Below are 7,739 nucleotides of genomic sequence, written 5' to 3'. Positions count from 1 at the left end.
CACACCGCCTATGCCGGCGCGCGAGGCTTTGGGCTGGACCCTCACAAACAAACGCAGGCCGCCATCGGCAACCTGCGCAGGCGAGACGTTAGCCGAGACGGGGGAAGATTTGACCAAGGATCAGCCAGTTGCGCACGAACATGATCAACAAGAGCAATACCAGCGGCGACAGGTCCAGACCGCCCAGAGGCGGCAGGAAATTGCGCAGCGGGCGCAGCAGAGGCTCGGTGATCGTGCTGGTCAGACGCCAGATCGTGCTGACGAGCTGGTTGTGCGCGTTGACGACATTAAACGAGATGAGCCAACTCAGGATGACCCCCACAAAAATGACATAGACCAGCAATTGCAGCGGGATCAGCAGGAACAGGTAAACCAGGACCTGCGCCAGAGACATGTGTTCCATGGGTATCAGCGCTCTCGTTCAGAATTCACTTCACTGCGTGCTGGTCTAGCCCTCACCGACGGGCGCTGACAAGCAGCTTCGGTCGCAATCACGGCGCAGCGGGCAGGGTGAAGACGAAACGCGCCCCGGCGTCATACTCAACGTCGTGCCAGATTCGGCCCCCCGCAGCCTCAATAATCTGCCGACACAAGGCCAGGCCCAGCCCGACGCCTTCTACCGGACCTGTCGACATGCGAAACAGAACGTCGAACACCATTTCGCTCTGGCGCGGGTCGATACCGGGGCCTTCATCCTCGACGACGATCTCCACCCATCCCGCCTTGGCCTCCCGCGCATAAAGCCTGAGGACAGGCGGGTCCTTGGCGAACTTCAGCGCATTGTCGATCAGATGATGAAGAACGAGAGCCACGAGCGCATCATCCGCCCAGACGGCCGGCATGGGCGCAATCTCGATCACCGCGTTCTGACTTTCGATTTCAACCGCCAGATCCTTGCGGACCCCAGCGAGCACATCGCGGAGTTCCAGTCGCGTCGGCTCGTGCATCATGCTGATGGCGCGCACATATTCTACAAGAGCCTCAGTCAGGTCCTGCATCCGCGCCACTGAGGTGTTCAACCGGCCCAGATAGTCGCGGCCGGCATGGCTCAGCTGATCGCCTTCCTCACGCTCGATCAGTCCGGCGAAGACCGAGATATGGCGCAAGGGCGCTCGGAGATCATGCGACGCAGCCGTCGCGAAACGCTGCAGACCCGCATGGGTGTTGTCGAGCTTGGCCTGCAAAGCCTGATAATCGGCGCGGCTGACCATGTTGACCGGGGTCAATCGGCGCTCCTGGGCCAGCGCCAGCATTTGCGGCAGCCAGTACCAAAGCAGAATGGCGCCGCACAAACCAAACGCCGCGCTGAGCAGGTGAACCACAGCGTCAAGACGCGGATGCGGCATGCCCACTGACAGAAGGCCCGCCAGGTGCGCCAGCCCGGCCAGAGACGCCAGAACGATAACGATACGCACCATTTTCAGGCGCAGCAGCTTCTTGTTCCGCTGCATTTGCCAGATCAGCGTTCCTGCAATCAGCGCATAGGCGCTGAAAACCAGGGCGTGAGTCAGCATGTGGAAGATAAACGGCTCCGCGCCATCTCCCATACCGAACTGGTGAAGCGGCGCTTCACCGGCAATTCCTGTCCCCTCACCCATGACGCATGTTTTATAACGAAGTTCCGTTTACGCAAACGTCAATCATCCGCGACCTTTGTCGCAATCCTTGACAACTTCAGTCGAGCTTCTTACGTCAGCCATCCTCTGGAACGGGGCCGTAGCTCAGTTGGGAGAGCGCGTCGTTCGCAATGACGAGGTCAGGGGTTCGATTCCCCTCGGCTCCACCAGATATTACCATTAAAACTCTGAGAATAAAGGGAAACCCAACGAGGACACTCGTTACTTCCCTCTATTCTTCCCCCAGGCTTGCATGCTGGCTCAGCCTAATGGTGCGTTACTCGCCCTTCATTCAGCTGACGAGTTCTCTTGTGCTGCTCGCAGAGCCGCTTTCAGTTCGTCGAGAGAGAGGCAATATCCGCGCTTGCGATGAGCCATACGGTGACAATTTGAACAGAGAACTATGAGGTCGTGGCTTGGGTTAGTTTTGCGTCGGCCCTTTTCGGCGAGCGGAACGGCATGATGCACTTCAATGAAGTCACGTCCTAAATCGCCGTATGCCGCCTTGAAATTAAATCCACAAGCCTGGCAACTCTGACCGTGAATTGATATCGCCGCCTCCCGTGCGCCAGCAGCACGCTCGCGACGCCGTGAGACATAAATTTTTTCGCGACCTTCAGTAAAAACAACATCCTCCACCTCTACCGCATCACGAACCTGAACCGCCTCAACTAGCGCTTGATTCAAGACTGCGGCCGGCTCTTGATCCCAGCGCTCTAAAGTTTCGCGAAACCGGCCTGATTTGAATTCTGGGACATTGCCGGCGCTGTCTCGCCAACCAGTGCGAGGGGAATCGGGCATGAAGGCATCAAAAGCATCCCGTGCATTTTTCAGCGAGTTGCGAAAAGAATGGCTCTCACGCCCGTCACCAACCGATTCATAAAACAGGTCATATGCTTCCACCCAGTGCTGAACACCAAGCACAGACGGTGGAGCACCATCAGGCTCGCTGAGCCGTGAAAGTGCGTATGCGACAAAGTAAAATTCTGGAGAGCGAGAAATCATATAAGGCCCCTAGCGGTACTCTGTTCTTATGAACCGGCTACCACCATCAATAACTGTGCAGGGCCTATCAAGAGGCGAAATCCCAAGGGATCTAATAGAGCGCGGCCGCGCCACCGCCTCTCGATAAGAGTCGAAATGCTTCCTTCCCTTGCCAGCGACACCTTCGCCCTAGGCGTGCTACGAATATGGCAGGAGGAGTGAAAGATGCGACATTATAGGCTGGCCCTGGTGTTACTATCAGGTGGGCTCACCGCCTGCTCTCAGCAGGTTGATGCGTACTTCTATCCAGACCGCACGAATTTATCGCAAAGCGAGAGCTACGTAGACATCGGCTCAGTCGAGGCTTGTCGGGACTGGGCTTATTACAAAGCCGCTCAAATCGGCGACCCAAACATGCAACGCAGCACCTATGAATGCGGCCTCGGACCTCGGGAGCACGGAGCAGGCTTCACAGTTTACAGAGAGACGGTCCAGTGATGCCGTTAGCTAGTCTAGCTACTATCGCTTGTCTCATCACCAGCGCTGCTTACGCAGCTGATTGCGACGTCGTGGCCGATGGCGGACTTGGGTCAATGGAATGCTGGCACGCATGGCCCTTTCCAATTTCTACCGCTGAGCTCGCGTTTAATGGATATGAGCTAATATCGACCTCAATGATTGAAGCAACGTCAGAGAGCGAACGCGCGCAAGGCCAAACAGCGCACTACGAAATTTCTTATTGGCGCGGCGAGAGCATACTCTTTCAGTGTCGCAGCCTTTTCAGGAATGATGGGCAACGCCTCCAAATGACGTCATCAACCTGTCGCTCTACACAAGCCCCACCAGACGTCCAAAACCTCTGGGGGTACATTCGAAGAAATGCGCCCGAACGTTAAAACACGTCAGGGCCAAAGGTTAGGGCAGCGTGCTCACGCACTGCCTAAGCAATCGAGTTGCTGTTAACCTAACCCACAACCAGGCCAGCGCCGTCGCAAATAATCGTAGAACGCATCGTCAGCCGCATACAGCTCCCTGCAATGCCGGTCATACGTTCGCCAGTGCATGCCTTTAGGCTTAGGTGGAATCTTATCAACGCCCCGCTCACCCCCTAGTTTCTGACGGATTTTATTCGCACGCGTCTGGATCCGGTCATGAGCCTTTTCGCGCTGGGTACGATAGGTGAGCCGGTGGCATTTCCGGCAACGGTAACGCGCACCTACGCCATAGAGCTTCATAACCCGGTCGCCGCACCCAGGACAAAGCCACCAAGGCCGCTCCCCTCCGAAACGACAAGGCGTCCACTCCACACCGATATGCTCTCTTACAGAGAATGGCTCGGCGCCGGTGTTGGAACTGACGGTATAGGCCAGCGTCACGCCTTGGCGCTCGCCCTGACCATGAAGACTGATCGAGCATTCGCGCCCGTGTGACCAGCGCCACCGCCATCCTGATTGATGCCCTTCAGCGAAACACCCAGCCCGCCGGACCTTGTTTACGTCTAGGTCCATAGACTCGCTTTCAACAGGGCGGCCCTTATCATTCCACCCGCCTGAACCCCAACCGCCCATGGGCTTAACCTCCGCGATAAGTTTAAGTGTTTCACAGTCGGAATAAGGGAGCGTCCGAAATGATAGTCCTTGCTATCGCTGCAATTGTGCAATCGACTGCTGTTGATGACAGACCCCTGACGCAGTTGCCTTATCTTGCCTGGGGCGCTTGGGAATGCGCCACTGCACTAGAATATACTGATAATGTTGAGGCTGACCGTTCTCGATACGTCGAACTCGGCATTAATGCGGCGCGCCGTTTTCTAGAGGCAGAAGTAGCAGGCGAGGTCTCTCCGGAGGTGTGGGGAGAAGAAGTCCCGGTTGCCTTCGGGCTTCGTATTGGGGGCCCGTCAATTGACTTCATCGTAGGCCGTTGGTTCGAGGCCGCAATTAGCACGACCTTTGACGATATCCACAACGCTATCCCGACCGAGCTCACATACGCACAAAGAGAAGAGATAAGGTCGCTCAATGCCGAACGGCTATATCGCGACCGAAATTGCCAACTATTGTGACGCCCCTTCGAGCCTTTTGGCGAAATTGCTTGTCAGAATATCACATGCGCCAGACTATCCAGCAGACCGGATAAGAGGGCTGACAGTGAAAACAGAAACGCAGCCAGCGCTTGTTCCAGGACAAGTCTATCACCCGTGGGTCGGTAGACACTTTTCAGTGTCGAATCCTAGAATATTGTTCTTGGGTCATTCGCATTATGGCGATGATCCACTGAACCCGGACCCGAATCTTACCAACTCACTCGTTTGCGGACATTTGAAGGACCGCCGCGACAAGTTTCTGACATTAATCGCGCGCCTAGGAACAGGCCTGCCCGCTCACGAGATAGACCAACATAAATTCTTTGAGCGCATCGCTTTTATGAACTTGCTTCAAGGGACGCTTGAAGCCCCACGAATGAAGGCTTCCGCAGCAGACCTAGAACGAGGTGCAGCCGTTCTCGTTATCTTGCTCAGGCACCTAAAACCCACTCATATCGTTATATTTGGCGAACAGGTGTGGGACGCGCTCAACAATGCCGGACACTTCACCATAGGACTTAAGGGTGAGCCCTATTTTAGCGGCTCTATCGAAACCATACCTACCTTCTACAGCAACCATCCCAGCAGTTATGGCTTCTCACCAGATAAATGGGCCAGCCAGTTCAACGCATTCCTGAGAGACCGAGGCGTGAACGAAAAAAGCCTCGAACAATGGATAGGGGCGACACGCTTCGTTACACCTGAATCCAAGCCTCCGGACTAAGGTTCTCGCTTCATCAGCCTGCCAATCTGAGCTTTCATATATAAAGCACGCGCGCGGGGGACTGATGGACGGACACACGCGCCTGAAGCATCCAGACAGGGGGGCATGAGTTCTCTGACCAAGCCCAACGCTGGAGCCTCATTGGACAGACCCGTGTCAGCTGCATGGGACCCGACATACTCCTAGAACACAGAGTGTATCTATAAGCGGGTCAGAGCATGGCGTTTATCGTCATCCCACATGCTTCCATTTTGCTAGCCCTGTATGGGGATCCGACGCCCTGCCCCGTTGAGCTTCATACAGTCTCTTGCTCTAAGATTTTGCGGCGTTCGGGGCGCTTTTTTAAGGCGTCCGAAAAACCTCTGTCGGATCTGCCGGCGCCCAGCGCAAAGCCGCGTTTTTATCATCTACGCGGGTTTCAGTCTTGAACATGCCAAGGCTCACCATGCGTTCACGCGCGCCACGTTGGCCCTTCATCGCACCGCGCCGTTCAAGGACAAACCAGCCGCGCTCGATTAACTCGGCAATTGCCTTTGCAGCCGTGTTCTCGGCGCATTTAAGCTGGCGGGCCGCGCGCGCATTCGACATGGGGTAGAGATTGGACAACCAGGGCCGATAACTCGCCATCGTCTCAGTCAGAAGCACCTTGGCGTGAAGGCTGAGTGTCGCCCATGCAGGATGGTGCACCCAATGGTCATAGATGCGCGCGTGCGGATCATCATGGCGACTGAAATGAGTCCGCTTGGCCATAACTCACCTCTCATGGGAAGGCGCGGCGCGAGCTTGAGGCTCGCACCGCTGGGCTGACTCATTCGGTCTTCTGGATTGGCTCGGAATCTGGCTTCCAGCGCACTGAGAGCACCCTCACAGGCGTTTCGAGCACATATCGCGCATGATGCCCGCAATCATGCTTTTCGCGCTCTGTGCGGATCTGAAGGCCCGCCTTGCGCAAGTCGCAGACATAAGCAGGCAGTCGGAAGGGCGGGCCGCCCTTGAAGTCATAAGCGGTCAGGCCCCGCTCGCCATATTCGGCAAGGCGAAGCGCGGTCTCTCCATCCCGGCCGCGAACGGCGAAGGGCTTAGCGTCCACGTCCAGTCGCTGGAGAAGCACAATCGGATAGCTGCGAAGATGAGCCGTCATTCGTCGTCTCCTGTGGGCAAGCCCGCAAGGGTCGCGTTCAGGCGGGCGAGATGAGGGGGGAGTTGGAAGCGGTCTTCTAGCCAGCGCTGGGCGCGGCTAGGGCGCGTTTCGACCGGTTCGCGGCCATAGGCGGCAAGGGCGGGCCGTTGGCGCTGGCGGGAGACGCACCGCCAGACGGCAGACACACCTCTCCCGTTGCGGCGCGAGGGCCGCTCAGGCATATTTGTCATGTCGAAAATCTCCTGAGGGCGGCTGGCGGGCCGCCCTTTTTCGTATTCGGCTACCCGGCCGTGCCGATCCGCTCGGCGAGCCAGCGCACAATATCGCTTTCGCGCCAGCCCACGGCCCGCTTGCCCAGCTTCACAGGCTGGGGAAACAAGCCCTCTTTCTTCAAGTCATAGATGGTGGAGCGGGCCAGACCCGTGCGGTCTTCCACTTCCGGGCGTCTCAGGATGCGGTCAGTCATCAAAGCCCCTTTCCGGCTGTCTGCGTGACAGTGCGGAACATAAGCGAGGCCAAGTGGAACAGTGGCGGGCAGTGTCCCAACTAAATTGTTATTTCGGTGGTCGCGCAAATAGCCAGCATCATCGCTCGGGCTTGGCCTGGGCGAAACGCGTCCAAAGTTTTCGGTTGGCTTCCTTTGACGGCCCGAAACCAGCCTTGTGTGCCAATTCTGCCGCGCGGGCACGACTGTGTCCCGCTTCTATAAGCTGACGCATTTTGTCGATCCTGGCCGCGCTCGCAGATTTGGAAAGTTTGGCGCGGGCTAAGCCTCCTGCTTTCGCGGCCATCACACTGGCGCGACCTCGCAGGGCGTCTTGGCCATATGAGAAACGCCAGCGGTAGTGTTCGACCATCCGCCCGATTTTCCCGGCAGATTTAAATGCTAAACCGAGGGAGAACGCGTGGCCCCATCGGTATCCAGGCGAGAGAACTTTTACATCTTCACGCTCTTTAGAGTCTTGAAAGCAGTAGTCAAAAAAAGAGATTTCATTGAGAATTTTAACTTCAAACCAAGTTCTCGAAAACGGCAAGTAAGCGTCACTTGTCAGACGCGTGATATCGGGTTCGATTTCTTCAACCTTTATGCCCCAATAATCGGATAAATGTTTTTTGAAGAACGCCTCTATTGCAGAGAATGAAAAACCAAATGGATTTGTTTCCTGCCAGTCCGGTGCATCGTCGCTAACG

At 56.5% G+C, this 7,739-nt stretch carries 12 protein-coding genes and 1 tRNA gene; 5 read left to right on the top strand and 8 right to left on the bottom strand.

The window, feature by feature from the left end; genetic code table 11:
* Positions 1-88: 88 nt before the first annotated feature.
* Positions 89-403, bottom strand: coding sequence for a YggT family protein (locus K5905_RS22335; RefSeq protein WP_022700952.1), 315 nt, complete (start codon positions 401-403; stop codon positions 89-91).
* 88 nt (positions 404-491) lie between these two features.
* A complete protein-coding gene (locus K5905_RS22330; protein ID WP_297587919.1) occupies positions 492-1,598 on the bottom strand; it encodes an ATP-binding protein in 1,107 nt (368 codons plus the stop codon).
* A gap of 112 nt (positions 1,599-1,710) precedes the next feature.
* Between K5905_RS22330 and K5905_RS22325 the strand changes: the two genes are divergently transcribed.
* Positions 1,711-1,786 (top strand) — tRNA-Ala (locus K5905_RS22325).
* A gap of 118 nt (positions 1,787-1,904) precedes the next feature.
* On the opposite strand, the gene K5905_RS22320 is transcribed toward K5905_RS22325, so the two are convergent.
* Positions 1,905-2,621 carry an HNH endonuclease gene (locus K5905_RS22320; protein WP_297587917.1) on the bottom strand — a complete coding sequence of 239 codons (717 nt, stop codon included), beginning with the start codon at positions 2,619-2,621 and terminating at the stop codon, positions 1,905-1,907.
* Positions 2,622-2,825: 204 nt separating this feature from the next.
* Between K5905_RS22320 and K5905_RS22315 the strand changes: the two genes are divergently transcribed.
* The 4 genes from K5905_RS22315 to K5905_RS22300 all read left to right on the top strand — a co-directional run bounded on the left by K5905_RS22315 (position 2,826) and on the right by K5905_RS22300 (position 5,407).
* On the top strand, positions 2,826-3,098 hold the full coding sequence (locus K5905_RS22315; RefSeq protein WP_297587914.1) for a hypothetical protein: 273 nt from the start codon (positions 2,826-2,828) through the stop codon (positions 3,096-3,098).
* Positions 3,099-3,751: 653 nt separating this feature from the next.
* Positions 3,752-4,030: a hypothetical protein gene (locus K5905_RS22310; protein ID WP_297587912.1), complete on the top strand. Its 279-nt coding sequence runs from the start codon at positions 3,752-3,754 to the stop codon at positions 4,028-4,030.
* Positions 4,031-4,227: 197 nt separating this feature from the next.
* Positions 4,228-4,662, top strand: a complete 435-nt coding sequence (locus tag K5905_RS22305; RefSeq protein WP_297587910.1) for a hypothetical protein — start codon at positions 4,228-4,230, stop codon at positions 4,660-4,662.
* Positions 4,619-5,407 carry a hypothetical protein gene (locus tag K5905_RS22300; protein WP_297587907.1) on the top strand — a complete coding sequence of 263 codons (789 nt, stop codon included), beginning with the start codon at positions 4,619-4,621 and terminating at the stop codon, positions 5,405-5,407. Before K5905_RS22305 ends, K5905_RS22300 begins: the two co-directional genes overlap by 44 nt.
* A gap of 342 nt (positions 5,408-5,749) precedes the next feature.
* Here K5905_RS22300 and K5905_RS22295 read toward each other — a convergent pair whose 3' ends face one another.
* From K5905_RS22295 to K5905_RS22275, 5 genes are all read right to left on the bottom strand, one after another.
* A complete protein-coding gene (locus K5905_RS22295; RefSeq protein WP_297587905.1) occupies positions 5,750-6,157 on the bottom strand; it encodes a hypothetical protein in 408 nt (135 codons plus the stop codon).
* Between the two features lie 58 nt (positions 6,158-6,215).
* On the bottom strand, positions 6,216-6,548 hold the full coding sequence (locus K5905_RS22290) for a helix-turn-helix domain-containing protein (RefSeq protein WP_297587903.1): 333 nt from the start codon (positions 6,546-6,548) through the stop codon (positions 6,216-6,218).
* Complete coding sequence (locus K5905_RS22285; protein WP_297587901.1) at positions 6,545-6,778, bottom strand: hypothetical protein; 234 nt, start codon at positions 6,776-6,778, stop codon at positions 6,545-6,547. The genes K5905_RS22290 and K5905_RS22285 overlap by 4 nt, the downstream gene beginning before the upstream one ends.
* Positions 6,779-6,828: 50 nt before the next feature.
* Positions 6,829-7,014, bottom strand: a complete 186-nt coding sequence (locus tag K5905_RS22280) for an AlpA family transcriptional regulator (RefSeq protein ID WP_297587900.1) — start codon at positions 7,012-7,014, stop codon at positions 6,829-6,831.
* Positions 7,015-7,132: 118 nt separating this feature from the next.
* On the bottom strand, positions 7,133-7,739 hold a 607-nt coding region (locus tag K5905_RS22275; RefSeq protein WP_297587898.1), incomplete at its 5' end, for a hypothetical protein.

The organism is Roseibium sp., from assembly GCF_025698965.1.
In the GTDB taxonomy this organism is placed as follows: Bacteria; Pseudomonadota; Alphaproteobacteria; order Rhizobiales; family Stappiaceae; genus Roseibium.
This window is presented reverse-complemented; position numbering and strand designations above follow the sequence as displayed.